The following is a 25,038-nucleotide window of genomic DNA, read 5'->3' on the forward strand; positions in this document are numbered from 1 at the left end:
TTACCTTGCCTTCGGGCTGCGCTGTGTCACAGCCATTCAGGTATGGTATCGCGAGAAAGCATTTCGTCAAAGGTCGGGCGCGCCCGGATGACCGCAAAGTGATCATCTTTCACCAGAACCTCGGGCACCAAGGGGCGCGAGTTATATTCCGACGACATCACCGCGCCATAGGCCCCCGCCGACCGAAACACGATCAGCGCCCCTTCGCGCAGGGGGGGCAGATTGCGGGATTTGGCAAAGGTGTCCCCCGATTCGCAGATCGGGCCAACAACGTCATAGGGCTGTTGCTCGGCCCCGGCTGCGGCCTCATTCACAGGGATGATATCGTGGTGGGCGCCGTACATTGCCGGGCGGATCAGGTCATTCATTCCGGCATCAACGATCAGAAAATCACGATCCTCGCCGTCTTTCACATAGATCACCGAGGCGACCAATATCCCCGCATTGCCGGAAATCAGACGCCCCGGCTCAATCTGAATCTCGCAGCCCAGATCACCCACGGTGCGCTTTACCATTGCGCCGTATTCGATTGGCAAGGGGGGCGCGTTATTGTCGCGCGCATAGGGAATACCCAATCCGCCGCCAAGATCCAGCCGCTCGATACTATGCCCATCGGCACGCAAGGCGTGGGTCAGCTCGGCCACCTTCTGATAGGCCGCCTCAAACGGTTCAAGCGAGGTCAACTGGCTGCCGATATGCACGTCAATGCCAACGATTTTCAGGCCGGGCAGGGTGGCAGCTTCGGCATAGACTTCACGCGCCCGCGAAATCGGGATGCCGAATTTATCGCCTTTTTTCCCGGTTGAGATTTTTTCATGGGTTTTGGCATCGACATCGGGGTTCACGCGAATGGTGATGGGCGCGACAAGGCCCAGACCCAGCGCAACCTCGGATAGCGCCCGCATTTCCGGCTCTGATTCGACGTTGAACTGGCGGATGCCGCCAGTCAGCGCCAGCCGCATTTCCGCGCGGATTTTGCCAACGCCGGAAAACACGATCTTTTCCCCCGGAACGCCCGCCGCGCGCGCGCGCATGTATTCGCCGCCCGAGACTACATCCATACCCGCGCCCAGATCGCCCAGCACCTTCAGCACGGCCACATTCGACAGCGATTTGATCGAAAAGCACACCAGATGCGGCAGCGGTGACAGGGCCTCGGTGAATAGCTGGTAATGGCGGGTCAGGGTGGCGGTGGAATAGCAGTAAAACGGCGTGCCAACCTGTGCCGCGATATCGGCAAGGGCCACATCTTCGGCATGAAGCACGCCGTTCTTATAGAGAAAATGATCCATCCCATGCCCTTTGTTTACCCGCCTGCAAAGCGTCTATCACGAATGGAAAGCCAAGGAAAAGCCACCCGATTGGGCCGCGCAGTATTTGGGGGTCAGGCCACGGGCCGCGTGCGCAAAAACAGGTAAAGCGGCAGGCCGCAAGACACACCGATACAAAACGTGGCCGGAATGGCGATCAGCGCCGACCAGTTTTTACGGACCGTGGTTTCGGCACATATCCATAGCGTCAGCGCGATTGCTGCGATGGTCAGATCCCATGTCAGCCCGGTGGTTGCGGCGTTTGCATACCACGCGTCGATCACCCCCCCCCAGCCCGGTTCCAGTGTCGCGCATATGGGCCACGAACCAATACATCGGATGCACCGCACCCCAGACCGCAAGGGCAAGATAGGCTAAGCGCAGGGGTGACATCATCTGCGCAGCACAACGCCTGTCTTGGCCTCGCCTGAAACCTGCACCCCCGGCGCAGTAGGCTCTCCATCGGCACCGCAGGCGGCGAGTGTGGCAAGGGCAAGGACAGCAAAAACGAGGCGCATGGGGGGAACCTTTGGGTTAGGGTGAAGGGTTACCGGCGAAGAGACACCGTTGCGCCGCCCAGGCGGGCGGTTGCAACCGGCGAAACCGTCACCCCGCCGGGGCCAATGCCGATATTGGTATGCAGGCTGGGATTGCCACAGCCGGCAAGCACAAGCACGGCAATAAGGGCGGCCAGACGCATCAGAATTTCACCGATGTTTCGCTGCGCCCTATCCCCGTCACAACAGGTTCGGCACCCCGGCGCGGTTCCAGATCACAGCCAACGCTCAGCAACAGGGCAAGGGCAAGCAGCAGTTTCATTTCAACGTGTCTTTCCAGCGGGCGATCTGGGCGCGCACCTGTTCCGGCGCAGTGCCGCCATAAGACATACGGCTGCGCACCGAATTTTCCACCCCGAGCACGTCAAACACATCGGCGCGAATACCGTCATGCACCGATTGCATCTGCGCCAGTGTCAAATCCGGCAGGTCGATGCCAGCTTTTTCAGCCATCGCCACCAGCGTTCCGGTGACATGATGCGCATCACGGAACGGCAGATTCAGCTCTCGGACCAGCCAATCGGCCAGGTCGGTCGCGGTGGAAAAGCCCGAGGCGGCGGCAACCTTCAGGTTTTCCCGCAGCGCCTCCATATCCCCCACCATCCCGGTCATCGCGGCAAGGCCCAGCATCAGGTTATCGGCAGCGTCAAAGGTCAGCTCTTTGTCTTCTTGCATATCCTTGGAATAGGTCAGCGCAAGGCCCTTCATCACAGTAAACAGCGCCACCGTCGCCCCCAATATCCGCCCCAGCTTGGATCGCAGCAATTCGGCAGCATCGGGGTTTTTCTTTTGCGGCATGATCGAACTGCCGGTTGTCCATTTGTCTGACAGCTTCACAAACCGGAACTGCGCCGAAGACCAGATCACCAATTCCTCGGCAAAACGGCTAAGATGCATCGCGGTGATGCTGGAAGCCGACAAAAACTCCAACGCGAAATCGCGATCGGATACCGAATCAAGGCTGTTTGCTGTGGGCCGGTCAAAGCCCAAGGCGGCGGCGGTTGCGTGCCGGTCAATCGGAAAGGACGTGCCAGCAAGTGCGGCGGCCCCCAACGGGCATTCATTCATCCGCGCCCGCGCGTCGATGAACCGCGAGCGATCCCGCGCGAACATCTCGACATAGGCCAGCATATGATGCCCCCATGTCACCGGCTGCGCGGTTTGCAGATGGGTAAAGCCGGGCATCACCCAATCGGCCCCTGCCTCGGCCTGCGCCAGAAACGCGGCCATCAATGCCTCCAGCCCGGTAATCGCGGCGTCACATTGGTCACGCACCCACAGCCGGAAATCTACCGCAACCTGATCATTGCGCGACCGCCCTGTGTGCAGCCGGCCCGCAGGCTCGCCGATAATCTCTTTCAGCCGGGCCTCCACATTCATGTGGATATCTTCCAATTCCACCCGGAACGGAAACTTTCCGCCCTCGATTTCTGACAAGACTGTGAGAAGGCCTTCCCGGATCGCCTGCGTATCACTAGACGTCAAGATACCCTGCGCGCCCAACATGGCGGCATGGGCGCGCGACCCTGCAATGTCTTGCGCGGCCAAGCGGCGGTCAAACCCGATAGAGGCGTTGATTGCCTGCATGATCGCGTCGGGCCCGCCTTCAAAGCGGCCGCCCCACATGGTATTGGCGGATGCAGGTTTGGAAGTTTTGGTCATGGGCTTGCCCCTGAGGAGATAAAATGCTGCGGATTGTACTTACCGTCCTTTATACCGGCTTGGCCCTTGGTGCAAATGCTGCGCAGGCCGATGTAGCGGCGGCCCAGACCGCCCTTGCAGGCGAGATGCGCAAGCTGGTGTTTCACGACACCGCCAAAGCCTTGCCTGACGAGGGGCTGAGCGACCTGGAGGGGGCAGAGCGCAGATTATCCGAATGGCAAGGCCGCTGGGTCGTGCTGAATTTCTGGGCAACCTGGTGCGCGCCCTGCCGCAAGGAAATGCCCAGCCTTGACCGCCTTGCCGCAACATCCGGCGACAGTGTGGCGGTGGTTACAGTGGCCACCGGCCGCAACCCACCCCCCGCCGTCAAACGCTTTTTTGAAGAGATCGGCGTGCAAAACCTGCCCGTGCTGCTGGACCCGAAATCGGCGCTCGCACGGAAAATGGGCGTTTTCGGCCTGCCCCTGACCGTCATCCTGAACCCAGAGGGGCAAGAGGTGGCGCGGCTGATCGGTGATGCCGAATGGGACAGCGCCGACGCCCGCGCCATGCTGGACGCGCTGATCGGGCATTAGCGTTTGTTGCGGCGTTATCGGGGGGGGGTATTGGGGGCGGGCCGCCAGCGCCGCCACTTTTGCATGGCAGGGGCAGCCGGTGATATGGTCATTCACCATCCCCGTCGCCTGCATGAAGGCATAAACGATCGTTGGCCCGCAAAAGGTAAACCCCGCCTTTTTCAGATCCTTGGAAATTTGCGTCGACAGGGGCGTGAAGGGCGGCACCTCGGCCATGCTGGCAAAGTGGTTTTGCAGTGGCGCGCCACCAACATAGGCCCAAAGCCAGTTGGAAAACCCGGTTTCTTCCTCAATTTTCAGATAGGCGCGGGCGGATTTGATCGCGCCTTCAATCTTGCCGCGATGGCGCACAATGCCGGGGTTTGCCAGCAAACGCTGCACATCTTCCTCACCCCAACCGGCAATCACCTCGGGGTCAAACCCCTTGAACGCCATGCGAAAGGCATCGCGTTTCTTCAAAATCGTGATCCACGACAGCCCCGCCTGAAAGCCATCCAGTATCAGCTTTTCCCATAGGGCGCGGCTGCCCCATTCGGGTACACCCCATTCGGTATCATGATAGGCAAGATACATCGGGTCGGTGCCGGGCCAGGTGCAGGTTGTCATGGACGCGCCTTCATTTGGGGCTGGGAGGAGGCAGAAACTAGCTAAAATTGGAACAGCCAGCGAATTTTTACCAGCCCTTTACGTTGAACCTGTCAAGGTAGCGACGTGTATTCGGGGGATTCCCCATTACCTGCGGGGGCATGCTGTGGCATTTATCAATCGGATTGACCGACAGGCGGGCGATGAAAGCCCGCTGGCTGCGGCTATCGCGGCCCGCGATGGGGAAACCATGGCAATGGTGCGCCGCGCTGTCCATGAAAAACGGATGCGGCTTGCCTATCAACCCGTGGTTGTCGGGGCCGACCCGTCACGCATCGCTTTTTACGAAGGTTTGATGCGGGTGATTGACCCCACTGGCCGCGTCATTCCCGCCCGTGACTTTATCGGTGCGATTGAGGCGGATGAATTGGGGCGCCAAATCGACTGTCTTGCGCTGGACATCGGGCTAACCACCTTGGCCCGTTTTCCCCACGTGCGGCTGTCCATCAACATGTCGGCCCGCTCGGTCGGTTATCCGCGCTGGATGAAGATTTTGCGCAAAGGATTGGCTGCCGAAAAAACCATCGGTGAACGATTGATCCTGGAAATCACGGAAAGTTCGGCAATGCTGGTGCCGGAACTGGTGATCGCCTTCATGGATGATTTGCAGGCGCATGGCGTCTCTTTTGCGCTGGATGATTTTGGCGCGGGCCAAACCGCCTTTCGCTATTTCCGCGACTTCCTTTTTGATGTGATCAAGATTGATGGGCAGTTCATACGCAACATCCACAGCGACCCGGACAATCAGGCGCTAACCCGTGCGCTGATGTCCATCGGCCAGCATTTTGACATGCTGACCATCGCAGAATCGGTTGAAACCGTGGCCGATGCAGAATGGCTGCAAGCGGCGGGGATAGATTGTATGCAAGGGTATTTGTTTGGCGCACCCACGGTCCGTCCTGCATGGGTAAGCGCGCATAAGTCCAAATCAGGGTAAACGATTGCCCTTACGTCAATCTTGCCGCCATGAAAACCCGCGAAAACCTTGCTTTTTGGTCCCGCTCGGCTTAACCCATGCTGCAAAGCGGCGCGGGCACTCTTCGCCGCAAATCGGCAAAGGTGCCGAAACAGGGGAAGGATCAACATGACCAATGTCGTAATTGTTTCAGCAGCACGGACTGCCGTAGGCAGCTTTAACGGTGCGTTTGCCAACACTCCGGCGCATGAGCTGGGCGCAGCGGTAATCGCCGAAGTCGTCGCACGCGCAGGCGTTGACAAGGCTGACGTTGAAGAAACCATTCTGGGCCAGGTGCTGACCGCTGGTCAGGGCCAAAACCCGGCGCGTCAGGCACATATTCTGGCAGGCTTGTCGCAGGAAAGCTCGGCCTGGTCTTTGAATCAGGTTTGCGGCTCGGGCTTGCGGGCTGTCGCCTTGGGCGCACAGCATGTGCAGCTTGGCGATGCTGCGATTGTCGTCGCGGGCGGTCAGGAAAACATGTCGTTGTCGCCCCATGTTGCGCATCTGCGCTCGGGCACCAAAATGGGCGACATGAAGATGATCGATTCGATGATCAAAGACGGGCTGTGGGACGCGTTCAACGGCTATCACATGGGCCAGACTGCTGAAAACGTTGCCGAAAAATGGCAGATCAGCCGCGAAATGCAAGATGCCTTTGCCGTTGCCAGCCAGAACAAGGCGGAAGCCGCGCAAAAGGCAGGCAAATTTGCCGATGAAATCATCGCCTTCACCATCAAGACCCGCAAGGGCGATGTTACCGTAAGTGCAGATGAATATATCCGCCACGGTGCCACGCTTGAATCAATGCAAAAACTGCGCCCTGCTTTCACCAAAGACGGCACCGTCACAGCGGCGAATGCCTCGGGCCTGAACGATGGCGCGGCGGCAGTTTTGTTGATGTCCGAGGCAGAGGCCGCCAAGCGCGGGCTGACACCTTTGGCCCGTATCGCGTCTTACTCCACCGCAGGTCTGGACCCGGCGCTGATGGGCGTTGGCCCGATCTATGCCAGCCGCAAAGCCCTGACCAAGGCTGGCTGGAACGCCGCCGACCTTGATCTGGTTGAGGCGAATGAGGCGTTTGCCGCCCAAGCCTGCGCTGTGAACAAAGACATGGGCTGGAACCCCGATGTCGTAAACGTCAATGGCGGCGCAATTGCCATCGGCCACCCGATCGGCGCCTCGGGTGCGCGTATTCTGAACACCTTGCTGTTTGAAATGAAGCGCCGCGATGCGAAAAAGGGCCTTGCAACCCTGTGCATCGGTGGCGGTATGGGCGTGGCCATGTGCCTTGAGCGTCCATAACCGCTTAGGTTGAAAATATGGGCGCAACATTGTTGCGCCCAAGACTTCCTTTCGATAACACTATTTCAAAGCAATCTCTTGGAGGAGTTCATATGTCCAAAGTCGCCCTTGTCACTGGCGGGACGCGCGGTATCGGCGCAGCCATCGCCACAGCCCTCAAAGCTGCGGGTTATACCGTTGCCGCCAATTATGCTGGCAATGATGAGGCCGCCGCCAGCTTCTCATCCGAAACCGGTATCAAGACCTACAAATGGAACGTCGCCGATTATGAGGCCTCCAAAGCCGGTATCGCGCAGGTTGAGGCCGATCTGGGCCCGGTTGAGATTGTCGTCGCGAATGCGGGCATCACCCGTGACGCACCTTTCCACAAGATGACGCCAGAGCAGTGGCATCAGGTGATCGACACCAACCTGACAGGGGTTTTCAACACCGTTCACCCGATCTGGCCGGGCATGCGTGACCGCAAGTTCGGGCGTGTCGTCGTGATCTCCTCGATCAACGGCCAAAAAGGCCAGTTCGCGCAAGTGAACTATGCCGCGACCAAGGCGGGCGATCTGGGTATCGTGAAAAGCCTCGCTCAGGAAGGCGCGCGCGCAGGCATCACCGCAAACGCAATCTGCCCCGGCTATATCGCAACCGAAATGGTGATGGCCGTACCGGAAAAGGTGCGCGAGTCGATTATCGCAGGCATCCCCGCTGGTCGTCTGGGCGAGCCAGAGGAAATCGCGCGCTGCGTCGTTTTCCTCGTCTCTGATGATGCAGGCTTTATCAATGGCTCTACAATCAGCGCCAACGGGGCGCAGTTCTTCGTCTGAGCCTGACATATTAACCAAGAAAGGGGCGGGCATTGTGCCGGCCCCTTTTTCGCGATTGCGGCGTCATCTTGGTCCAAATACCTAAACCCCAACACGTCCACACAGGCAGGCCCCCGAAATGACGCGCAGCCGTGCTACCACTATCGGTTTTTCCGCCGTGCTGATGTGGGCGATCCTGGCGTTTCTGACGATCGCCTCGGCCCCCGTTCCACCCTTCTTGCTCAGTGCGATGTGTTTTGGCATTGGCGGCACCATCGGGCTGGTCTGGACGGCCAAAGGGGCGGGGCTTGGCCTTTTGAGAATCGTACCTTTAAAGGCCTATCTGCTTGGTACTATTGGTCTTTTCGGCTATCATGCGCTTTATTTCACCGCGTTTCGTTTGGGGGCAAATGCCTCAACCGGGTTGATTGCCTATCTGTGGCCGTTGTTTATTGTGCTGTTCTCAGGCCTGTTACCCGGCGAGAAACTGCGTGCGGGGCATATCCTTGGTGCGCTTATCGCTTTGTCAGGCGCCGCGCTGATCGTGCTTACGGGGGGGGGAGGCGGGGGTATCGTTGATTGCCCTTGCGCTTGCGTTTCTGTGCGCGCTTACATGGTCCGGTTATTCGGTCATCTCTCGCCATTTCGGCGCAGTTCCGACTGAAAGCGTTACCGTGCTTTGCCTTGCCACCGCGCTGCTGTCGCTGCTTGCCCATCTGGCGGTCGAGCAAACGCAATGGCCCAATGGTGCGCTGGGCTGGGCGGCTGTTGTGGTTCTTGGCATCGGCCCGGTTGGCGCGGCGTTTTTTACCTGGGATGTGGGGATGAAGCGCGGCGACATTCAGTTGCTTGGCGTAGCGTCTTATGCAGCGCCCTTGCTGTCGACGCTTGTTTTGGTGCTTGCGGGAATCGCCAAGCCGACGTGGCATCTGGCGCTTGCAACCCTGCTGATCACAGCAGGGGCGGCACTGGCGGCACGCGCCAGCGCCGCGCGTTAGGCCTTATTGGGTCAAACGCTCAATCTCTTCTTTAAGCTTCAGTTTTTGCTTTTTCAACTCAGCGATTTTCAGCTGGTCGGTGCCAGGGCTGCGTTGTTCTTTTTCTACCGTGGTCGAAAGGGTTTCATGTTTGCGGCGCAGTTCCTGCAAATGCGAAGCGACAGACATTCAGATCCTCCTATGATCGGTTGCCGTTCCACCAGTCCAGCACACTGCGCACGCGTTGTCACGGAAAACCGGACAGGCTCGGCCAGAGTTTGCCGACAATTCAGTTAAACAAGGCCCCAAGCCCGGCGCCGCGGCGAAAAACGGCTTCGGCCTGGGGGGAATGGTTGTTGCGGTCGCCGGGATGTTTGGCCCCGTCATGCAGCACAAAAGGCGCTAGCAGCCGCATCGCCGCGCGCCCCCCTTTGCGGGCCCGGATCACCACGCGCCCCGCTTCTCGGCCATCGCGTGCGCAAAAAGGCAAGATGGTCACTGACCCCATATTGCGCCCCAATCCAGCCAGGGCGTCGCCCATCCGATCGGCCCGCACGATCAACGTCAGCCAGCCCAATGGCGCCACCCGTCGTTTGGCCGCCGCAATCCAATCGGCAATCGAAACAGCTTCATGCAGGGCCACATTGCGGCCGGGATCGGCGGCGGGGGTGCCAACGGTTGGGTAATAGGGCGGGTTGGTGATTACATGATCAAAATCAAGGCGTAGCGCTTTGGGCATATCCAGCACCGAGCCTTCCACCACTGTCAGCGCCACGCCCGCGCGCGCCGCATTGCGCCGTGCAAGATCGGCATAGGCGGTCTGTAACTCCAGCCCAGACAGTGCCAGATTTTGCACCCGCACCCCAAGACATAGCGATGCCGCCCCAGCGCCGCAGCCCATATCCAGCACAGATTGCCCCGGCAGTGCCGGGCAGCATGCCGCCAGCAAGACCGCATCGGTTGCGGCCCGGTATCCGTGCCGGGGCTGCCACAAGTGCAGGCGTCCCCCCAGAAAGGCATCATCCGTCAATGCATCATCCCGAAACATGCACGCCCTCTACTGCCCTGTCGGGATATCGTTATCCTTTAACACTGCCCGCGCCATGAACATATCGCTGTCCAGCACCATCAGCCGCCGCGGCAATATGCCTATAGAGCCGTCAAGCACGCTCATATGGACGTCGAACTCAAAGGTCTTTATACCTTCACCCTGCAGGATGGCGGTGGCCCATGCGATGATTGTCGGATCGGTTGTGCGTAAAAGCTCTTTCATACATTGGACATAATCGTTAGGCGCTTGTCTGTCGAGGTCGCTGTCAAGGGTGTGACCATGCGAGACGTTAAGACAGAGGAAAACATGGGGCAAGATATCATAAAACCGCAAGATCGGCTGGCAGCATGGTTGGCCGCCGATATGGAGGCTGTGAACGATCTGATTCGTACGCGGATGGCATCACAGCACGCGCCCCGTATTCCCGAAGTGACGGCGCATCTGGTTGAGGCAGGCGGCAAACGCCTGCGCCCTTTGCTGACCTTGGCGGCCGCGCGGATGTGCGGCTATGATGGCCCCTACCATGTCCATCTGGCGGCAACGGTGGAATTTATTCATACCGCAACCCTGCTGCATGATGATGTTGTTGATGAAAGCAAACGTCGCCGGGGCCGCCCCACGGCCAACCTGCTGTGGGATAATAAAACCTCGGTGCTGGTTGGCGACTACCTGTTTTCGCGCAGCTTTCAATTGATGGTTGAAACCGGGTCTTTGCGGGTGCTGGATATTCTTGCCAATGCTTCGGCCACGATTGCCGAGGGCGAGGTGCTGCAACTGACTGCCGCGCAAGATCTGGCGACGACCGAGGCAATCTATCTACAGGTTGTGCGCGGCAAAACCGCCGCCCTGTTCTCTGCGGCAACCGAGGTGGGGGGGGTGATCGCCGGTGCGCCCGAAGCGCATGTTCGTGCGCTTTATGCTTACGGCGATGCCTTGGGGGTAGCATTCCAGATTGTGGATGACCTGTTGGATTACGGCGGCACGGCCGATGCGATCGGCAAAAACACCGGCGATGATTTTCGCGAACGCAAGCTGACTCTGCCGGTCATCAAGGCTGTAGCACTGGCTGATGCAACCGAGCAGGCCTTTTGGCAGCGCACCATCGCCAAAGGTGATCAGCGCGACGGCGATCTGGAGCAGGCGATGGCGATCATGGCACGTCACGGCAGCATGCAAGCCGCCCGCAGCGATGCGCTGGATTGGGCGGCCAAGGCGCGCGCATCACTGGCCGACCTGCCCGACCATAGGTTGCGCGACATGCTGCAGGATTTGGCAGATTATGTGGTTTCCCGGATCAACTGATCCGCGGGGGCGCGACAACGCCGGGGAAAACCACACTCGCCGCGACCCACCAAGTGGGGTTTGCTGCGCGTAGCGCGTCGGCAATCGCCTCTGCCTTATCCTGACTGTCCGACAGCGCAAAACACGTCGCCCCCGAGCCTGACATCCGCGCAATCAAGCTGCCGGGATGGGCACGCAGGGCGGCCAGAACATCGGCAATCACCGGCGCAATCACAAGGGCAGGGGCTTCAAGGTCATTGCGTTGTCCCTGCAACCAGTCGGCCAGTGTCGCAGCATCGGGCCAATCAGGCAAAACCTCTGGCATCGCGGCGTTGGTTTTTGTCGCCAGGCGCGCAAAAACCTGCGGTGTCGGCACCTCTACCCTAGGGTTTACCAGCGTGATCCAGCACTTGGGGCATTTGACCGTTGTCACCTCATCGCCAATTCCCCGCATGCGCGCGGGGCGCGACATCAAGCAAATCGGAACATCAGCGCCAAGGCTCAGCACAGCGTCTGGAAATGGTTCTTTTGGTGGGGCGCCGACCCGCTCGGCGTGCAGTTTCAAAATCGCCCGAATGGCCGCCGCGGCATCGGCCGACCCGCCGCCGATGCCAGAGGCAGGAGGCAGATGCTTTTGCAATGTAAAGGCTATGCCTTGCCTTGGTGAAAACAGCGCCGCCGCCCGCGCGACAAAGTTCGTCTTGTCGTTGGGAATGTCGGCCCCAAATGGCCCCGCAAGCGTCAGCGATGTCGTGTCTGCCAAGCTGGCATGCAATACATCGCCCACGCCCGCAAACACCACCAAACTATCCAGCAAGTGATAGCCATCAGCGCGTTGCCCGGTCACATGCAACGCCAGATTTATCTTGGCAAGGGCCTGCTCAGTTACCATTCGCCACATCTGACAGTGATTTTGCGCCTTCTTCCTTCAAAACCTCATCCAGCCCGATTTCCAGCTTGCGCCGGATGCGCGTCGCCAGTTCCTCGGTCGGATCAAATGACAAGGCGCGCCGCCATTGAAAATTCGCCTCAAGTTTGCGCCCGACGGCCCAATAGACATCGCCCAGATGGTCGGTCACGGTCGAATCCACAGGTTCCAGCAAGGATGCCCGCTCCATCGGTTCGACCGCATCGGCGTAACGCCCCGCAAGGAAATAGCCCCAGGCAAGGCTGTCGATGATGTAGCCGCTGTCGGGGCGCTGGGCCACGGCGCGTTCAATCATCGACAGCGCCTCGTCAAAATTCTCGCCGCGTTCCAGATAGCTGTAGCCCAGATAGTTCAGCACTTGTGGCTGATCCGGTGCCAATTCCAGCGCGCGGCGAAAATCTGCCTCGGCCCTGTCCCACAGTTTTTGACGCTCCAACGCGATGGCGCGGCTGTAATATATCGGCCAATACCCTGCTGTTGCGGGCTGCGGGATCAGCCCGATCGTCGTGTCATAGGCGGCGGTCGCCTCGGCCCAGCGTTCCGCACCGCGCAACGTATCGGCAAGCGCCAGGTGCACTGAAAGCTGGTCTGGATGGCGTCTGATCTGGCCGTTCAGCACCTCCAGGGCGGCGTCCAGTTTACCCGCACCTTGCAAGGCGCGCGCCCGGCCAATCTCGGCCGCGAAAAACCCGCCATCGCTTTGCGGCACCATCGCATAGGCTTCGGTTGCAAGATCAAACTGTTTTTGATTCTCCAGCATCGCGCCGGCCAGCAAAATCGCCTCGGCATGTTCGGGGCGCAGATAGATCGCAACGCGGGCATATTGCAGCGTGAACGCGTCCGAGGCCTCGCCGCTTAGCGCCAGCGCCAGGGTAAAGAAAACCTCGGCCAGGCCGTCTGTCACGTTGCGCACAATATCGAACGGCACCGGCTCGCCCGCCTCCAGCCGCAACCGCAGGGCGTGAATGGCCGGGTCCGTATCGCCGGGAAAGGCGCTGTCCAGCAGGGCGATTGCATCGGGGTTCCGTTCAAGCTGGCTTAGAATCTGGGCATGGGCAACGGTGCCACGGCGCAGCGCAGATATTGCCCCTGCGGCATCGCCCGACATAATCGCCTCGGCCCCTTCAAAATCACCGGCAGAGGCCAGCGCCAAGGCCTGGTGAAACAGTGCAAATCCCTGCAAACCCTCGGTCTTGCCCAAGGCGTCAAAGTCGGCTTGCGCCTCGGACATGCGGCCCGCGCCCAGTTCGGACCAAGCGGTCACCAGCCCGTCAAGCAGCATCGCCCCGGTGCGCCCGTCTTTGGGGTTGATCTGCAAGGCGTCATAATCGCCGCGCTTGGCCTCATCCGCGATCAGCACCAGTTCGGCGGTGGGGGAATCGACGCCCGCTGCCTTTAGCCGCCCTGCAACGGCAATCGCGGCATCCAGATTGCCCGCACCAAGCTGCGCGGCCATCGCCCCTTCCATCAAGGATTGGTCATCAGGCGCCGCAATCAACGCGCGGGTATACCAATGTGCCGCCTCGCGGTAATCATCATGGGCCCCCGCAACCCGCGCTGCCAGATAGGCCCCGCTATCTACGCTTTCGGCGCGCAGGGCGAGGGGCTGCGCCCAGAGTGCCAGCAACGTGGCGGCGAGAACGGGGCGAAATTGCATAAATGGTCTCCCATGGATTTGCATCAGGCTAGTGCGTGGGGCAGGGCAAGGCAATGCGAGGCAAAGCCAAAAGGCGGGGATTGCCCCCCGCCTCGCGCGATTGTTAGCGCCATTGCTCGCCTCTGGGCGGCCCTGGGTTTACATGTTCGGATAGTTCGGCCCGTCACCCCCCTGCGGTGTGGTCCAGTTGATATTCTGGCTTGGGTCTTTGATGTCGCAGGTTTTGCAATGCACGCAGTTTTGAAAGTTGATCACAAAGCGCGGGTCTTTGCCGTCTTCGGTCACCACCTCATACACCCCTGCCGGGCAATAGCGCTGCGCGGGTTCGGCATATTCGGGCAGGTTCACCGCGATCGGGATCGAGGCATCTTTCAGATGCAGGTGGCAAGGCTGGGATTCTTCGTGGTTGGTAAAGGAAAACGCCACATTGGTCAGCCGATCAAACGACAGCACGCCGTCCGGGCGCGGATAGGCGATGGGCGCAAAATCGCGGGCCTTGCCGGTTGCCGCAGCATCCGTCTTGCCATGGCTCAGCGTACCGAATAGCGAAAAGCCAAACGTATTCGTCCACATATCGAACCCGCCCCCCATCAGTGACGCAATCAGCCCGAACTTGGACCACAGTGGCTTGACGTTGCGCACCTTTTTCAGGTCTGCCGCAATCGCGCCACCGCGAACTTCGGCCTCATAGGCGGCCAGCTCATCACTTGCGCGGCCTTCACCGATCGCGGCAAAGGCCGCCTCGGCCGCCGCCTTGCCCGAAAGCATCGCGTTATGGTTGCCCTTGATGCGCGGCACGTTGACCATGCCAACCGAGCAGCCCAGCAAGGCCACGCCCGGCGCCACCATTTTAGGCATCGACTGATAGCCACCCTCGGAAATCGCCCGCGCGCCATAAGCCACGCGTTTGCCGCCCTTCAACAGCTCTGCCACCATCGGATGATGCTTAAATCGCTGGAATTCCATATAGGGGTACAGATGCGGGTTTTGATAGTTCAGATGAACCACGAAACCGACATAAACCTGATTGCCTTCAATATGATAGATGAAAGACCCGCCGCCTGCATTGCTGCCCAGCGGCCAGCCCATTGTATGCGTCACGGTCCCCAGCTTGTGCTTGGCTGGGTCAATCTCCCATATTTCTTTCATGCCAAGACCGAATTTCTGCGGCTCTTTGCCCTTGGACAGGTCGTATTTGGCAATCACTTCCTTGGCCAGCGACCCGCGCACGCCTTCGGACAGAAACACATATTTGCCATGCAGCTCCATCCCCGGCTCATAATTCGGGCCGGGGGTGCCGTCAGATGCCAGACCCATTTCACCGGCGACAACGCCCTTCACCTCGCCCTTGTCGCCATAAACCAAGGCGGAACAGGACATGCCGGGAAAAATCTCTACCCCCAAACCTTCGGCTACCTCGGCCATCCAGCGGCAGACATTGGCCATCGACACGATGTATTTGCCGTGGTTGTTCATCAACGGCGGCATCGGCCAGTTCGGAATCCGGATTTTGCCGCCTTCGCCCAGCATATAAAAATTGTCAGCCGTCACCGGAGTCTTGATCGGTGATCCCATATCGCGCCAATCGGGCAGCAGCGCATCCAGCCCGCAAGGGTCCAGCACCGCGCCAGAAAGAATATGCGCCCCGACCTCAGACCCTTTTTCCAAGACGACCACATTCAGATCAGCGTCCAACTGCTTTAGCCGGATCGCCGCCGAAAGCCCCGCAGGCCCGGCACCCACGATCACAACATCATATTCCATCGCTTCGCGCGTCATCTCGGCCATCTGGCAACTCCCTCGCTTCATTCATGGCGCAAACCTGCGCGGATATGGCATAATCTTTCGTGTCTGGCTACTGTAGCTGCGGCGCAGTTTCAATCAATACTGCAACAATATCCATGCCGGAATCGCGCAATTCGGCGGGCAACGTGGCGTCTTGGTGACGCAGCTTGGCCAAAACCATACCAGAGGAGGGCTGTCGGTGCGCCATTGTGCTTGCATTTGCCGCGTGGCTGCTGTTGGGTAAGGGCAAGCAAACCTGAAACGAGGTCATGGCCCCCAAAGGCTGTGGCTTTCTTACTTTTATGTGTAGGCATATGGAAAAAATTCCGATGACACGCGCGGGCTTTACCGCGCTAGACGAAGAACTGAAGCTGCTGAAATCGGTGGAGCGCCCGGCTGTGATCCGCGCGATTGCCGAGGCGCGCGAACATGGCGACTTGTCGGAAAACGCCGAATATCATGCCGCCCGTGAAAAGCAGAGCTTTATCGAGGGCCGGGTGAAAGAGCTTGAGGCCTATCTGTCGCTGGCCGATGTGATTGACCCCAGCAAATTTACCGGCACCGTCAAATTCGGGGCTATTGTAACGCTGGTCGATGAAGATACGGATGAAGAGCGTACTTATCAGATTGTCGGCGAACCCGAGGCCGATCTGGAAAAAGGGCTGCTCAACATCAAATCGCCTTTGGCCCGCGCCCTGATCGGCAAAGACGAAGGCGACACGGTAGAGGTGAAAACCCCCGGCGGCCAGCGCAGCTACGAAGTGCTGTCGATCAAATTCGCCTGAGTGGCGCGTTTGGCGGCCCCAGGCGACGATAAGGCGAGACAGACGGATGAGCGAACGAGCGGCACCAACCAGAACAACCGGGGCAAATGCACAGCCAGACCGCAGTAAAATGCCGCTGTCTGAAATTGTTGCCTTGGTTTTGGCGCTGATCTGGGTCGGTGCTGTTTCCGCTCAACTCGTCATTTCGCCTGATACGGTGATTACGGGGCCGTTATCCATGTTGATGCTGTTGTTGATGGTGTTTTTGCCACTGGCCCTGCTTTGGGGCATCGTTTCCACCGCTCGCACCATCCGTGCCTTGCGTGAGGAGGCATCGCGCCTGCAAGTGGCTGTCGATGCCATGCGCCATGCCTATGTTGTGAGCCAGCAAGGCGGCGCCACGGGCCAGCCGTCAGTTGAAAGAAAGCTGGATGAGATTGCGGAAGCACAGCGCAAGACCGAAACCGCGCTGGCGATGTTCACCTCGCGCCGCGACACAGCGCTTAGTGTGCCATCGGCGGATCGCAAAGCGGCATTGACCATGCCGATCAAGGTGGCCAGTGACGAACAACCCACGCTTGCGCTTGGCACCCCCGCCGAAGAATTGCGCGCCCCCCTTTCGGTTGGTGATTTCGTGCGCGCTCTGCATTTCCCCGAAAGCCCCGAGGATAAGGCCGGGTTTCGTGCCTTGCGGTTGGCATTGGAAGACCGCAAGACCTCGCGCCTGATCCGTGCTGCGCAAGATGTGCTGACCCTGCTCAGCCAAGAGGGCATCTATATGGATGACCTGAAACCAGAGCGCTGCCGCCCCGAGGTCTGGCGCCGTTTTTCCAGCGGAGAGCGTGGCCGCGAAATTGCCGGTCTTGGCGGGATTCGTGATCGTTCCAGCCTTGCACTTACCGCAGCGCGTATGCGCGAAGACCCGGTTTTCCGCGATGCCGCGCATCATTTTTTACGCAGTTTCGACAAAACCTTTGCCGAGTTCGAGAAGAACGCAACCGATGCCGAATTGGCCGATCTGGCCGAAACCCGCACCGCCCGCGCCTTCATGCTGCTGGGCCGGGTAACAGGGACGTTTGATTGAAGCGGTTTGCATGCAATCTGATTCAGGTTGGCCGCAAGCCAAGACAAGCAAACATTCGGTTTCGCCCCGGTGTTGCGTTCGATCCGCCGCATCTTGTCAAACGCAACACGCGCTAAAGCTCTTTCACCATGGCGCTTGACGCCGCAAAGCCAAAAATATGCTGTAACGGCCCCAGCTTTTCGGTCTTGATGACGGCAAAGCCAAAGCGCTCATAAAGCGCCCGCGCCCGCAGATTGCCGGAAACCACATCCAGCCGCACAGCGGAATAGTTGCGCGCCCGCGCCTCCTCACAGATTGCGTACAGCAGTTTGGTGCCTATTCCCCGGCCGCGCGCGGCAGGGGCGACACAAATTCCATCCAGCAAGAAGCGCTCATTCTCGACATCCCGCTCCAGCAGCGATAAAAGGCCAGCCCGCCAGGCCGCCCCAAACCAGCCGTATATCGCGCGCAAATCCGCCAAATCCCCCCCGGCGAAGGAGCCGGTATAGGTCTTGAACCCAACAAGGCCAAGCAATTCGCCCTTATCGGACAGCGCCACAATCACATGATCCGCGCGCAAGGCCTTGTGTAAAAAGGCCAAGGCCTTGGCCCGTGGCCCCATGACGCGCCCCAATTTGCCGCCAAAGGCATCCCAGTATAGACAGGCCGCAGCCGCGCGTAACCCATCAGGCAGGCCATGGCGCAGGACTACGGTCATTTCAAGCGCGGATCGCCTGCCTGTACCAGCAAAACGCCGTGGTTGTCATTGGTATCCGTGTCGGTGATCCGTTTGGTTTTTACGCCCGGCAGCTTGCCAAAGGCAGTCATCATGGATTTCGGGAACCAAGTGCTTGGCAGGCTTTCAAAGCCGGGCAAGCCGCGCAGAATACCCGAAATCGCTATGGTGCATTGCGCCTTTGGCACCGCACCATGCGCCATCGCCCTGCGCAGGGCCAGCTCTGCCACCTCGGGCGACACGATGATGGTTTGTTCAACCACATCAAAGGTTTCGCGCGCGTGGTAATCAAGGTAGAAATCTACCATCAACGGGGTCATGCCAAAATGCACATCGTTGCGTTCCGGCAGGCGCGGATGGTGCCATGTGCCCGCGGGATCAAAGATCACGCGTTGCGACCCGTTGATCAAAAGGCCCGCATGGGCGCCCGACCCGTCTCGGGTTGCCAATACGGTGTAAAGCGTGATGGAGGGCGGGCCATCATGTACATAGCGTGCCCGCGCCACATCGGCATCGGGTGCCCAGATTGGTTCAGCGGGGCCTCCACAGGCGGCCAAAAATAAAACAGCAACAAAGCATAAATAAAAATGGCGCATGCATATCCCTTGGGCGCGAAATCACACGCCGTTCAATCCATTAAAGAAAGATCAGCCGTTCGCCAGTGCCAAAAAGATCAGCGTGCCGATCGAAATTGCCGCACCCCAGGTCGTAAAGCGGATAAAGCCGTCAAAGGTCTTTTCCTGCACTTTGGTATCCATGCTGCCATGCTTGTGTTCGGCCATAATGGTGGTCCCCCTAAAAATCGCGTTCAATTGTCGTTTAGCCTATTCATCTTGCTCTGTCACGGGGGGGATAGGCAAATCGCTTTCCGCCTCTCCCAAATCCTGAGCCAGCCGAAATCCAATGCGCCGCGCCGGCTCCTCATCGGGTGTTTGCTTGGAAACCGCCCGTAAAACCACGTTCAATTGCGTGACATGCTGGATAAGCTGCATCTTGGTGCCGGTTTCATCCTTGCCGTAAAAGGTCAGGATATCGGGGTCGAAATAGCCAACCCCTTCAATCCGCAGCACCCCGGCAGAGCTGCCGGTAAACCCCATCGCAACCTCGTGATTCTTGTCGAGTTGTTCCTCGAAATGCTTCAGATACAGGATCAGCCGCTCGTAAGCCCATTCCGCCGGGCCTTTCTGGGATACTGGCTTTTTCGCCACCGCATAGGGCAGCGGCATCTGTTCCGGCGTGGCAGGGGTTTCGTCATCGCAATGCACCGCCCGCGCGCAGGGCATTGCACTGGCCTCCATCGCCTCGGCGGCGGTCATTATCTCATCAGCCATGCATCATCACCCATTGCCAAGCGCCATCGGCCCCCATGGTCCGGGAAACTTCGCCGCGATGCAAGAGGTGGTTCAGATGCGCCATCGCCTCTACCAGCGCCAATCCGTAAGCAGGGCCGATAATATCGCGTTTGAACACCGGCATAAAGCACTGGGCCGCCGTGTGGGGGGTGGCCAGATGCTTGCGCAACCGGTCCAGTGCGCCGATGTGGTTTTCCACCATCTGATGCAGGCGCAAGGGCAACCCGGTAAAAGGCAGCTTATGCCCCGGCAAAACCAAGTGATCGGCCCGCGCAAGCGGTTGAAACGCTGCACAGCTTTCCAGCCACTCGGCCAAAGGATCGGCGTCGGGCTCGGTCGGGTACACCCCGATATTGGCGGAAATAGAGGGTAGCAACTGATCGCCGCCCAGCACCAGATTATCATCCTGTGACCAGAATGTCGCATGTTCCGGCGCGTGACCATTGCCGATGCGGATGGTCCAGCGCCGCCCGCCCATCACAATTTCACCGGCCTCTTGCAGGCGGGTAAAGCCCAGCGGCAAGGGGGCCACCACATCGGAAAAGTTGAAGGGGCGTTCCGCCAGCCTTTGCGCCAGCAAATCGGCAGGCATCCCCGCCGCGCGCCAAAAATCCATCTGCTGGGGCAGGGGGGTGGCTTGCACATCCAATGTCAGCATCCGGGCATAAAGCCAGGCGGTGCGGGTGGTCAGCAATTCCGCCCCCTGCATCTGCAACCAGCCCGCAAGGCCGATATGGTCGGGGTGGTGATGCGTCACCACAACCCGCGCCACCGGCTTGCCCGCCAATGGCCCCGTCAGCAAGCGCTGCCAAATCACGCGGCTGCGTTTGCTGTCAAACCCGGTGTCGATCACCGTCCAACTGTCGCCCTCATCCAGCGCGAAGATGTTGACATGGTCCAGCGCCATCGGCAGTGGCAGGCGCATCCACAAAACACCGGGCGCAACCTCTGCCGCGCACCCCTCGGGGGGCGGTTCCGCAACCGGATAGCGGATTCCCTGCGCCATCACGGTCATGCCGACAGGTCGGCATCCGACAGCGCATAAAGCCCCGCAGCGCCAATCCGTACCTGTGCCAAAAGCGCTGCATATTCTGGCAGTAACCGCTTTATCGCCACCCGCGCCAAGGCGGTGCGGGGGCCATCAACGCCTTCGGCCATGGCGGCGCAGAGGTGGTAATGGCTGCCAAGGACCCGTGCAAAAGCCCGCTGATAGGCAACGGCCCCGGCAAACCTGTCGTTCATATCTTGTGCCAACAACCCTTCCGTCGCCTCGCGCAGGCTTTCGGCGGCATCCCAAACGGCGGTTGCGATATTGGGGTATTGCGCCCGCACGCCATGCGCGTTGGCTTGAATTTCCTCGATCAGGCGAAATGCCGCCTCGCCGCCATCCAGCATCTTGCGGCCCACAAGGTCCATCGCCTGAATGCCGTTGGTGCCCTCATAAATCGCGGTTACGCGCACATCGCGCAAATACTGCGCCGCCCCGGTTTCCTCGATAAACCCCATGCCGCCATGTACCTGAATGCCCATATCGGCGACCGCAATCCCGGTTTCGGTACCAAAGGATTTGTTGATCGGCGTCAGCAGCGCCGCCCGTGCTGCCCAATCGGCCGAACCCGTGGCCGATGCCATGTCAATCGCCACAGCACAAGAAAGCGCAATGGCACGCGCCGAGAAAACCTCGGCCTTCATCGTGGCCAGCATGCGACGCACATCGGCATGGTCGGAAATCACGCCAACATCGTTTGGCGTTTTGCCCTGCTTGCGCTCCATCGCATAGGCCAACGCGTGTTGATACGCCGCCTCGGCCACCGAAATGCCCTGTACGCCCACGCCCAGCCGCGCGTTGTTCATCATGGTGAACATCGCGGCCATGCCCTTATGCGGCTCGCCGATCAGCCAGCCTTTGGCCCCGTCATATTGCATGACTGCGGTGGGTGAGCCGTGCAGCCCCATCTTATGCTCAAGGCTGACCACTTGCAGGCTGTTGCGCTCGCCCAAATTCCCGTTCGCATCGGGAATGACCTTTGGCACCATGAACAGGCTGATCCCCTTGGTGCCCGCCGCACCGTCGGGCAAGCGCGCCAGTACCAGATGGCACACGTTTTCGGTGAAATCATTGTCGGCCCAACTGATATAGATCTTTTGCCCGGTAATTGCATAAGATCCGTCGCCATTGGCTTCGGCCTTGGTGCGCAATGCGCCGACATCGCTGCCCGCCTGCGGCTCGGTCAGGTTCATCGTGCCACACCATTCGCCCGAAATCAGCTTGGGGATATACAGCGCCTTGATCGCGTCAGAGGCGTGATGTTCCAACGCCTCTATCTGGCCTTGCGTCATCAACGGGTTCAACTGCAACGACAGACAGGCAGAGCCCATCATCTCATTCACCGCCGTGGTCAGTGCCATCGGCAGGCCCATGCCGCCAAATTCCGGGCTGGCGGCAATGCCTACCCAGCCGCCCTCGACAATCGCGCGATAGCCTTCGGCAAAACCGGGCGAGGTGCGCACAACCCCGCTTTCCAACCGCGCCGGGTGCAGATCTCCTTGGCGCTGCAAGGGGGCCAAAACCGTTTCACACAGCTTTCCCGCCTCGGTCAGAATCGCCTCGACCGTGTCGGGGGTGGCCTCGGCGAAACCCTCGGTGCCAGCGACCTGCGCAAAGCCGACAACATGATCGAACAGAAATTGAAACTCGGCAATCGGGGCGCGGTAAGGCATAAATTTCTCCATCGGCATTATCTGCTGGCAATATGAGCCACCGACTTGGCAAAGCAATCCTGCACAAGTATGTCGGTGACAGATAAACTTTACCCGTCCCCCCGGTGCCTTCAAGGTCAACGCTGCGTCACAATGCCCATCAAAACCCAAATCCTTGACGCAACGTCAGATGGTATCGCCGCAGCGGCAGAAATTTTGCGCGGTGGTGGGCTGGTCGGCTTTCCAACCGAAACGGTTTACGGCCTTGGTGGTGATGCCCGCGATGACCGCGCTGTCGCCCGGATATTCGAGGCCAAAGGCCGCCCGCATTTCAACCCGCTCATCGTGCATGTGCCGGATGTGGAAACCGCCCAAACCTATGCAGTTTTCAGCGATCAAGCCCGCGCCCTTGCTGCCAGCTTCTGGCCCGGCCCGCTGACGATGGTGCTGCCGTTGCGTGCGGATGCCGGCCTTTCGCCGCTTGTCACCGCAGGTTTGGCGTCTGTTGCGCTCCGCGTGCCGGCCCATCCTGTTGCCCGCGCTTTGCTGCTTGCGTTTGATGGCCCGCTGGCGGCGCCATCGGCCAACCCCTCGGGCCGCATCTCGCCCACCCGCGCCGCGCATGTGCTGGCCGGACTTTCGGGCCGGATAGAGGCGGTGCTGAACGCTGGCCCCTGTGCGGTGGGGGTAGAAAGCACTATTGTCGGGCTGGCTGGCGCGCCGCTTTTGCTGCGCCCCGGTGGCCTGCCGCAAGAGGCGCTGGAGGCAGCGCTTGGCGCCCCGCTAAGTTTTGGCGGCAGCGCCGAAAAACCAAATGCGCCGGGGCAGCTTGCCTCGCATTACGCGCCCGAGGCGGGGGTGCGGCTGGGGGTGACAAACCCGACGCCGGATGAGGTCTGGGTAGGGTTTGGCCCCGATTGCCCGGCCGCCGTCCTGAACCTGTCACGCAGTGGTGATCTGATCGAAGCGGCGGCGGCCTTGTTTCACACGCTGCGCCTTGCGGATGCGATGGCGGGGCAGGGCGGCATCGCCTTTGCCCCTATCCCGGAAACCGGGCTTGGCCGGGCGATCAACGATCGGCTTCGGCGCGCGGCAGCCCCCCGCAATTGACCTTGTTGCGGCACGCGGGTGAAAAAACAGCCAGATTTTTCCGCTGCACCCTGCGACAATTTGTGCCAATCAAGGGGAATACATGCGCATTTTGGGGGCGCCGATACGGCCCCGGCCAAACCGCAATAAACTGGGAGACATAAAATGCTTAATGAATTCAAGACTTTCATCGCCAAGGGCAATGTTATGGACATGGCCGTGGGCATCATTGTCGGCGCAGCGTTTACCGCGATTGTGTCGTCGCTGGTTGGCGATCTGATCAACCCGATCATCGGTTTGATCATCGGCGGCATAGATTTTTCCAGCATGTATCTTGTGCTTAGCGGTGAGGTTCCGGCTGGTGTCGGGTTAGAGGCGGCGCGCGAAAGCGGCGCTGCGATCTTTGCTTATGGCGCGTTCATCATGGCAGTTATCAACTTTTTGATTATCGCTTTCGTGGTGTTCATGCTGGTGAAAATGGTTAACCGGGTCAAAGACGCCGCCATCAAAAAGGAACAGGCCGTTCCGGCAGCCCCCGCTGGCCCGACCCAGGAACAGCTGCTGGCCGATATTCGTGATCTGCTGAAGGCGCGCGCCTAAGCGGGCATGACCCAACCAAGGCGGCCCGTCGGATGCCCCGGCGGGCCGCTTTGCGCTTTGACATCAAACTTTCAGCGCATCCGCGGCGGTCATTACGGGCAAGCCAAGCGCCTCGCCCACCGCCGCATAGGTCAGATGGCCTGCATGTGTGTTCAGGCCTGCCATCAAATGCGCGTCCTCGGCGCAGGCCATTTTCCACCCCTTGTTGGCAAGGGCCAGCATGAAGGGCATGGTTGCATTGCCAAGCGCGATGGTCGAGGTGCGCGCCACCGCCCCGGGCATATTCGCCACGCAATAATGCATGATGCCGTCCACCTCATAAATCGGGTCTTGATGGGTGGTGGCATGCGATGTTTCAAAGCAGCCGCCCTGATCAATCGCCACATCCACCAGCACCGCGCCGGGCTTCATCGTTGCCAGCTGCGCGCGAGATACCAGTTTGGGCGCTGCGGCCCCCGGCACCAGAACGGCACCCACAACCAGATCGGCGGTCTTGATCTGCTCGGCGGTGGCGGCTGCCGAGGCATATTGCGTCATCAATCGCCCTTGCCACAGATCATCCAGCCAGCTGAGACGGGCAAGCGACTTGTCCAGCACTGTCACATTGGCCCCCATGCCAATCGCAACCCGTGCCGCTGCCGTGCCAACGACACCGCCCCCAATGACCACGACATTGGCAGGCAAAACCCCTGGGACGCCGCCCAGCAAAACACCGCGCCCGCCATTGGCCTTTTGCAACGTCCACGCGCCGACCTGCGGTGCCAAACGCCCCGCAACCTCTGACATCGGCGCCAAAAGCGGCAAGCCGCCACGCGCATCGGTGACGGTTTCATAGGCAATCGCGGTGACGCCTGATTTCAGCAGATCCCGGGTCTGCGCAGGGTCTGGCGCAAGGTGCAGATAGGTGAACAAAATCTGCCCCTCCCGCAGTTGTGCCCGTTCTGCGGCTTGCGGTTCCTTGACCTTCACGATCATTTCCGACTGGGAAAAAACATCCGTGGCGCTGCTTGCGATCCTGGCACCTGCCGCGATGTAATCCGCATCGTTAAAGCCGGCACCTGTTCCGGCGCCGGTTTCAACCACTACACTATGGCCATGGGCCACGGCCTCACGCGTTGCACTGGGCGTGAGGCCAACACGAAATTCTTGGGGTTTTATTTCCTTTGGACAGCCGATTTTCATATGAACCTCCCATGTTCTGTTCAGGAACTATCGCGCGGACAATCCGCAGATACTTTGAAATCTGGGTGGT

29 protein-coding genes and 2 pseudogenes are annotated in these 25,038 nt (G+C 59.8%); 11 read left to right on the forward strand and 20 right to left on the reverse strand.

The features are described from left to right. Positions 1-26 precede the first annotated feature (26 nt). The 5 genes and pseudogenes from lysA to argH form a co-directional block, all read right to left on the reverse strand. Positions 27-1,292, reverse strand: a complete 1,266-nt coding sequence (gene lysA, locus VDP61_RS13235; protein WP_323007334.1) for a diaminopimelate decarboxylase — start codon at positions 1,290-1,292, stop codon at positions 27-29. 92 nt (positions 1,293-1,384) lie between these two features. After that, positions 1,385-1,703: pseudogene (locus VDP61_RS13240) on the reverse strand (DUF2834 domain-containing protein). After that, positions 1,703-1,828 carry a hypothetical protein gene (locus tag VDP61_RS13245; protein WP_323007335.1) on the reverse strand — a complete coding sequence of 42 codons (126 nt, stop codon included), beginning with the start codon at positions 1,826-1,828 and terminating at the stop codon, positions 1,703-1,705. Before VDP61_RS13245 ends, VDP61_RS13240 begins: the two are co-directional and overlap by 1 nt. A gap of 29 nt (positions 1,829-1,857) precedes the next feature. Then, positions 1,858-2,010 (reverse strand): hypothetical protein, encoded by a 153-nt coding sequence (locus tag VDP61_RS13250; RefSeq protein ID WP_323007336.1) that lies wholly within the window; start codon positions 2,008-2,010, stop codon positions 1,858-1,860. Positions 2,011-2,125: 115 nt separating this feature from the next. After that, the gene (argH, locus tag VDP61_RS13255) at positions 2,126-3,529 is read right to left on the reverse strand and encodes an argininosuccinate lyase (RefSeq protein WP_323007337.1); all 1,404 of its coding nucleotides are present in this window, start codon (positions 3,527-3,529) and stop codon (positions 2,126-2,128) included. A 23-nt stretch (positions 3,530-3,552) separates the two neighbouring features. Here argH and VDP61_RS13260 point away from each other — a divergent pair, with 23 nt between their 5' ends. Next, a complete protein-coding gene (locus tag VDP61_RS13260; protein ID WP_323007338.1) occupies positions 3,553-4,104 on the forward strand; it encodes a TlpA disulfide reductase family protein in 552 nt (183 codons plus the stop codon). A 33-nt stretch (positions 4,105-4,137) separates the two neighbouring features. Here VDP61_RS13260 and VDP61_RS13265 read toward each other — a convergent pair. After that, positions 4,138-4,710 (reverse strand): annotated as a pseudogene (locus VDP61_RS13265) (DNA-3-methyladenine glycosylase I); the annotation flags it as partial. Between the two features lie 154 nt (positions 4,711-4,864). Here VDP61_RS13265 and VDP61_RS13270 point away from each other — a divergent pair. The 5 genes from VDP61_RS13270 (at position 4,865) to VDP61_RS13290 (ending at position 8,801) form a co-directional block, all read left to right on the forward strand. Next, a complete protein-coding gene (locus VDP61_RS13270) occupies positions 4,865-5,686 on the forward strand; it encodes an EAL domain-containing protein (protein ID WP_415234671.1) in 822 nt (273 codons plus the stop codon). A gap of 147 nt (positions 5,687-5,833) precedes the next feature. Then, positions 5,834-7,009 (forward strand): acetyl-CoA C-acetyltransferase, encoded by a 1,176-nt coding sequence (locus tag VDP61_RS13275; protein ID WP_323007340.1) that lies wholly within the window; start codon positions 5,834-5,836, stop codon positions 7,007-7,009. A gap of 92 nt (positions 7,010-7,101) precedes the next feature. Continuing rightward, positions 7,102-7,824 (forward strand): acetoacetyl-CoA reductase, encoded by a 723-nt coding sequence (gene phbB, locus VDP61_RS13280; protein WP_323007341.1) that lies wholly within the window; start codon positions 7,102-7,104, stop codon positions 7,822-7,824. A 118-nt stretch (positions 7,825-7,942) separates the two neighbouring features. Next, positions 7,943-8,467 (forward strand): EamA family transporter, encoded by a 525-nt coding sequence (locus VDP61_RS13285; protein ID WP_323007342.1) that lies wholly within the window; start codon positions 7,943-7,945, stop codon positions 8,465-8,467. Next, the gene (locus tag VDP61_RS13290) at positions 8,379-8,801 is read left to right on the forward strand and encodes an EamA family transporter (protein WP_323007343.1); all 423 of its coding nucleotides are present in this window, start codon (positions 8,379-8,381) and stop codon (positions 8,799-8,801) included. The genes VDP61_RS13285 and VDP61_RS13290 overlap by 89 nt, the downstream gene beginning before the upstream one ends. A 3-nt stretch (positions 8,802-8,804) precedes the next feature. On the opposite strand, the gene VDP61_RS13295 is transcribed toward VDP61_RS13290, so the two are convergent. The 3 genes from VDP61_RS13295 to VDP61_RS13305 all read right to left on the reverse strand — a co-directional run bounded on the left by VDP61_RS13295 (position 8,805) and on the right by VDP61_RS13305 (position 10,053). Further along, entirely contained in the window at positions 8,805-8,969 is a 165-nt protein-coding gene (locus tag VDP61_RS13295) for a YdcH family protein (RefSeq protein WP_323007344.1), read from the reverse strand. 100 nt (positions 8,970-9,069) lie between these two features. After that, positions 9,070-9,828, reverse strand: a complete 759-nt coding sequence (locus tag VDP61_RS13300; RefSeq protein ID WP_323007345.1) for a tRNA1(Val) (adenine(37)-N6)-methyltransferase — start codon at positions 9,826-9,828, stop codon at positions 9,070-9,072. 9 nt (positions 9,829-9,837) lie between these two features. After that, a complete protein-coding gene (locus tag VDP61_RS13305; RefSeq protein WP_323007346.1) occupies positions 9,838-10,053 on the reverse strand; it encodes a DUF2007 domain-containing protein in 216 nt (71 codons plus the stop codon). An 84-nt stretch (positions 10,054-10,137) separates the two neighbouring features. Between VDP61_RS13305 and VDP61_RS13310 the strand changes: the two genes are divergently transcribed. Further along, positions 10,138-11,133, forward strand: coding sequence for a polyprenyl synthetase family protein (locus tag VDP61_RS13310; protein ID WP_323007551.1), 996 nt, complete (start codon positions 10,138-10,140; stop codon positions 11,131-11,133). Here VDP61_RS13310 and VDP61_RS13315 read toward each other — a convergent pair. The 4 genes from VDP61_RS13315 to VDP61_RS13330 form a co-directional block, all read right to left on the reverse strand. Continuing rightward, positions 11,126-12,004, reverse strand: a complete 879-nt coding sequence (locus tag VDP61_RS13315) for a 4-(cytidine 5'-diphospho)-2-C-methyl-D-erythritol kinase (protein WP_323007347.1) — start codon at positions 12,002-12,004, stop codon at positions 11,126-11,128. The two genes, VDP61_RS13310 and VDP61_RS13315, sit on opposite strands and share 8 nt — an antisense overlap. Next, entirely contained in the window at positions 11,994-13,697 is a 1,704-nt protein-coding gene (locus VDP61_RS13320) for a tetratricopeptide repeat protein (RefSeq protein ID WP_323007348.1), read from the reverse strand. The genes VDP61_RS13315 and VDP61_RS13320 overlap by 11 nt, the downstream gene beginning before the upstream one ends. A gap of 138 nt (positions 13,698-13,835) precedes the next feature. Next, on the reverse strand, positions 13,836-15,485 hold the full coding sequence (locus VDP61_RS13325) for an electron transfer flavoprotein-ubiquinone oxidoreductase (protein ID WP_323007349.1): 1,650 nt from the start codon (positions 15,483-15,485) through the stop codon (positions 13,836-13,838). A gap of 67 nt (positions 15,486-15,552) precedes the next feature. Continuing rightward, complete coding sequence (locus VDP61_RS13330) at positions 15,553-15,690, reverse strand: hypothetical protein (RefSeq protein ID WP_323007350.1); 138 nt, start codon at positions 15,688-15,690, stop codon at positions 15,553-15,555. 106 nt (positions 15,691-15,796) lie between these two features. Between VDP61_RS13330 and greA the strand changes: the two genes are divergently transcribed. Both greA and VDP61_RS13340 read left to right on the forward strand, forming a co-directional pair. Further along, positions 15,797-16,267, forward strand: coding sequence for a transcription elongation factor GreA (gene greA / locus VDP61_RS13335; RefSeq protein WP_323007351.1), 471 nt, complete (start codon positions 15,797-15,799; stop codon positions 16,265-16,267). Positions 16,268-16,313: 46 nt separating this feature from the next. Beyond that, a complete protein-coding gene (locus VDP61_RS13340; RefSeq protein ID WP_323007352.1) occupies positions 16,314-17,330 on the forward strand; it encodes a hypothetical protein in 1,017 nt (338 codons plus the stop codon). 112 nt (positions 17,331-17,442) lie between these two features. On the opposite strand, the gene VDP61_RS13345 is transcribed toward VDP61_RS13340, so the two are convergent. From VDP61_RS13345 to VDP61_RS13370, 6 genes are read right to left on the reverse strand one after another with little or no spacing between them, the layout of a single operon-like run. Continuing rightward, positions 17,443-18,027 (reverse strand): GNAT family N-acetyltransferase, encoded by a 585-nt coding sequence (locus tag VDP61_RS13345; RefSeq protein ID WP_323007353.1) that lies wholly within the window; start codon positions 18,025-18,027, stop codon positions 17,443-17,445. After that, on the reverse strand, positions 18,024-18,641 hold the full coding sequence (locus tag VDP61_RS13350; protein WP_323007354.1) for a hypothetical protein: 618 nt from the start codon (positions 18,639-18,641) through the stop codon (positions 18,024-18,026). The genes VDP61_RS13345 and VDP61_RS13350 overlap by 4 nt, the downstream gene beginning before the upstream one ends. 51 nt (positions 18,642-18,692) lie before the next feature. Beyond that, on the reverse strand, positions 18,693-18,827 hold the full coding sequence (locus VDP61_RS13355; protein WP_323007355.1) for an aa3-type cytochrome c oxidase subunit IV: 135 nt from the start codon (positions 18,825-18,827) through the stop codon (positions 18,693-18,695). Between the two features lie 42 nt (positions 18,828-18,869). Beyond that, positions 18,870-19,376 carry a DUF6173 family protein gene (locus VDP61_RS13360; RefSeq protein WP_323007356.1) on the reverse strand — a complete coding sequence of 169 codons (507 nt, stop codon included), beginning with the start codon at positions 19,374-19,376 and terminating at the stop codon, positions 18,870-18,872. Continuing rightward, positions 19,369-20,403 (reverse strand): MBL fold metallo-hydrolase, encoded by a 1,035-nt coding sequence (locus VDP61_RS13365; RefSeq protein ID WP_323007357.1) that lies wholly within the window; start codon positions 20,401-20,403, stop codon positions 19,369-19,371. The genes VDP61_RS13360 and VDP61_RS13365 overlap by 8 nt, the downstream gene beginning before the upstream one ends. A gap of 5 nt (positions 20,404-20,408) precedes the next feature. Beyond that, positions 20,409-22,118 (reverse strand): acyl-CoA dehydrogenase, encoded by a 1,710-nt coding sequence (locus tag VDP61_RS13370; RefSeq protein ID WP_323007358.1) that lies wholly within the window; start codon positions 22,116-22,118, stop codon positions 20,409-20,411. A gap of 132 nt (positions 22,119-22,250) precedes the next feature. On the opposite strand from VDP61_RS13370, the gene VDP61_RS13375 reads away from it, so the two are divergent. Continuing rightward, positions 22,251-23,207, forward strand: a complete 957-nt coding sequence (locus VDP61_RS13375) for an L-threonylcarbamoyladenylate synthase (RefSeq protein WP_323007359.1) — start codon at positions 22,251-22,253, stop codon at positions 23,205-23,207. Positions 23,208-23,351: 144 nt separating this feature from the next. Beyond that, entirely contained in the window at positions 23,352-23,786 is a 435-nt protein-coding gene (gene mscL / locus VDP61_RS13380) for a large conductance mechanosensitive channel protein MscL (protein WP_323007360.1), read from the forward strand. 63 nt (positions 23,787-23,849) lie between these two features. Here the strand turns inward: mscL and ald are convergent, their stop codons facing one another. Beyond that, positions 23,850-24,968 carry an alanine dehydrogenase gene (gene ald, locus VDP61_RS13385; RefSeq protein WP_323007361.1) on the reverse strand — a complete coding sequence of 373 codons (1,119 nt, stop codon included), beginning with the start codon at positions 24,966-24,968 and terminating at the stop codon, positions 23,850-23,852. Between the last annotated feature and the right edge of the window lie 70 nt (positions 24,969-25,038).

This window comes from Pseudorhodobacter sp., from assembly GCF_034675685.1.
Taxonomy (GTDB): Bacteria; Pseudomonadota; Alphaproteobacteria; order Rhodobacterales; family Rhodobacteraceae; genus Pseudorhodobacter.

Excerpts from the sequence above, each read along its gene's own strand:
- lysA (WP_323007334.1), bottom strand. The coding sequence starts at position 1,292 with ATGGATCATTTTCTCTATAAGAACGGCGTGCTTCATGCCGAAGATGTG.
- VDP61_RS13245 (WP_323007335.1), bottom strand. The coding sequence starts at position 1,828 with ATGCGCCTCGTTTTTGCTGTCCTTGCCCTTGCCACACTCGCCGCCTGC.
- VDP61_RS13250 (WP_323007336.1), bottom strand. The coding sequence starts at position 2,010 with ATGCGTCTGGCCGCCCTTATTGCCGTGCTTGTGCTTGCCGGCTGTGGC.
- argH (WP_323007337.1), bottom strand. The coding sequence starts at position 3,529 with ATGACCAAAACTTCCAAACCTGCATCCGCCAATACCATGTGGGGCGGC.
- VDP61_RS13260 (WP_323007338.1), top strand. The coding sequence starts at position 3,553 with ATGCTGCGGATTGTACTTACCGTCCTTTATACCGGCTTGGCCCTTGGT.
- VDP61_RS13275 (WP_323007340.1), top strand. The coding sequence starts at position 5,834 with ATGACCAATGTCGTAATTGTTTCAGCAGCACGGACTGCCGTAGGCAGC.
- phbB (WP_323007341.1), top strand. The coding sequence starts at position 7,102 with ATGTCCAAAGTCGCCCTTGTCACTGGCGGGACGCGCGGTATCGGCGCA.
- VDP61_RS13285 (WP_323007342.1), top strand. The coding sequence starts at position 7,943 with ATGACGCGCAGCCGTGCTACCACTATCGGTTTTTCCGCCGTGCTGATG.
- VDP61_RS13295 (WP_323007344.1), bottom strand. The coding sequence starts at position 8,969 with ATGTCTGTCGCTTCGCATTTGCAGGAACTGCGCCGCAAACATGAAACC.
- VDP61_RS13300 (WP_323007345.1), bottom strand. The coding sequence starts at position 9,828 with ATGTTTCGGGATGATGCATTGACGGATGATGCCTTTCTGGGGGGACGC.
- VDP61_RS13305 (WP_323007346.1), bottom strand. The coding sequence starts at position 10,053 with ATGAAAGAGCTTTTACGCACAACCGATCCGACAATCATCGCATGGGCC.
- VDP61_RS13310 (WP_323007551.1), top strand. The coding sequence starts at position 10,138 with ATGGGGCAAGATATCATAAAACCGCAAGATCGGCTGGCAGCATGGTTG.
- VDP61_RS13315 (WP_323007347.1), bottom strand. The coding sequence starts at position 12,004 with ATGGTAACTGAGCAGGCCCTTGCCAAGATAAATCTGGCGTTGCATGTG.
- VDP61_RS13320 (WP_323007348.1), bottom strand. The coding sequence starts at position 13,697 with ATGCAATTTCGCCCCGTTCTCGCCGCCACGTTGCTGGCACTCTGGGCG.
- VDP61_RS13325 (WP_323007349.1), bottom strand. The coding sequence starts at position 15,485 with ATGGCCGAGATGACGCGCGAAGCGATGGAATATGATGTTGTGATCGTG.
- VDP61_RS13330 (WP_323007350.1), bottom strand. The coding sequence starts at position 15,690 with ATGGCGCACCGACAGCCCTCCTCTGGTATGGTTTTGGCCAAGCTGCGT.
- greA (WP_323007351.1), top strand. The coding sequence starts at position 15,797 with ATGGAAAAAATTCCGATGACACGCGCGGGCTTTACCGCGCTAGACGAA.
- VDP61_RS13340 (WP_323007352.1), top strand. The coding sequence starts at position 16,314 with ATGAGCGAACGAGCGGCACCAACCAGAACAACCGGGGCAAATGCACAG.
- VDP61_RS13345 (WP_323007353.1), bottom strand. The coding sequence starts at position 18,027 with ATGACCGTAGTCCTGCGCCATGGCCTGCCTGATGGGTTACGCGCGGCT.
- VDP61_RS13350 (WP_323007354.1), bottom strand. The coding sequence starts at position 18,641 with ATGCGCCATTTTTATTTATGCTTTGTTGCTGTTTTATTTTTGGCCGCC.
- VDP61_RS13355 (WP_323007355.1), bottom strand. The coding sequence starts at position 18,827 with ATGGCCGAACACAAGCATGGCAGCATGGATACCAAAGTGCAGGAAAAG.
- VDP61_RS13360 (WP_323007356.1), bottom strand. The coding sequence starts at position 19,376 with ATGGCTGATGAGATAATGACCGCCGCCGAGGCGATGGAGGCCAGTGCA.
- VDP61_RS13365 (WP_323007357.1), bottom strand. The coding sequence starts at position 20,403 with ATGGCGCAGGGAATCCGCTATCCGGTTGCGGAACCGCCCCCCGAGGGG.
- VDP61_RS13370 (WP_323007358.1), bottom strand. The coding sequence starts at position 22,118 with ATGCCTTACCGCGCCCCGATTGCCGAGTTTCAATTTCTGTTCGATCAT.
- VDP61_RS13375 (WP_323007359.1), top strand. The coding sequence starts at position 22,251 with ATGCCCATCAAAACCCAAATCCTTGACGCAACGTCAGATGGTATCGCC.
- mscL (WP_323007360.1), top strand. The coding sequence starts at position 23,352 with ATGCTTAATGAATTCAAGACTTTCATCGCCAAGGGCAATGTTATGGAC.
- ald (WP_323007361.1), bottom strand. The coding sequence starts at position 24,968 with ATGAAAATCGGCTGTCCAAAGGAAATAAAACCCCAAGAATTTCGTGTT.